We start from the raw sequence: 755 nt of genomic DNA, 5'->3' as shown, positions 1-755 counted from the left end.
TCGAATATTCGACGGTCGCGCCGGTCTCGACACCGGTGAGGTTCAGCGTGCCGATGTTGGTGACGTGGTCGGAGGCACTGTTGCCCGAATCGGTGGTCAGGGCGACACCGGGGGCGGCAGCCGACGTGTCGAGCGTGAAGCTGAACGACGTTGCCGACGACGTGTTGCCGGCGATATCAGTCTGCCGGACCTGCACGTCGTTCAGGCCTTCGACGGCGCTGAAACTGGTGCTCCACGTATGACCGCCGTCGATCGAGTATTCGGCAGTGGCGCCGGTCTCGACACCGGTCAGGTTCAACGTGCCGACGTTGGTGACGTGGTCGGACGCACTGCTGCCAGAATCGGTGGTCAGGGCGACACCGGGGGCGGCGGCCGACGTATCGAGCGTAAAGCTGAACGACGTCGGGTTGGATGTGTTGCCGGCGATGTCGGTTTGCCGGACCTGCACGTCGTTCAGGCCTTCGACGGCGCCGAAGCTGGTGTTCCAGGTATGACCGCCGTCGATCGAGTATTCGACGGTCGCGCCGGTTTCGACGCCGGTGAGGTTCAACGTGCCGACGTTGGTGACGTGATCGGACGCACTGCTGCCCGAATCGGTGGCGAGCGCCACGCCCGGTGCGGCCGCCGACGTGTCGAGCGTGAAGCTGAACGACGTCGGGTTGGAGGTGTTGCCGGCGATATCGGTCTGCCGGACCTGCACATCATTCAGGCCTTCGACGGCGCTGAAACTGGTGTTCCAGGTGTGACCGCCGTCG

1 protein-coding gene is annotated in these 755 nt (G+C 64.8%); it reads right to left on the bottom strand.

The genetic code is table 11. The annotated features are described in order from the left end of the window. On the bottom strand, positions 1 to 755 hold a 755-nt coding region (locus U4Y91_RS36550), incomplete at both ends, for an Ig-like domain-containing protein (RefSeq protein WP_321809122.1).

The organism is Burkholderia sp. BCC1993 (genome assembly GCF_905339865.1).
Classification (GTDB): Bacteria; Pseudomonadota; Gammaproteobacteria; order Burkholderiales; family Burkholderiaceae; genus Burkholderia.
The sequence above is the reverse complement of the archived record's forward strand: the minus strand, read 5'-3'. Positions and strand labels throughout refer to the sequence as shown.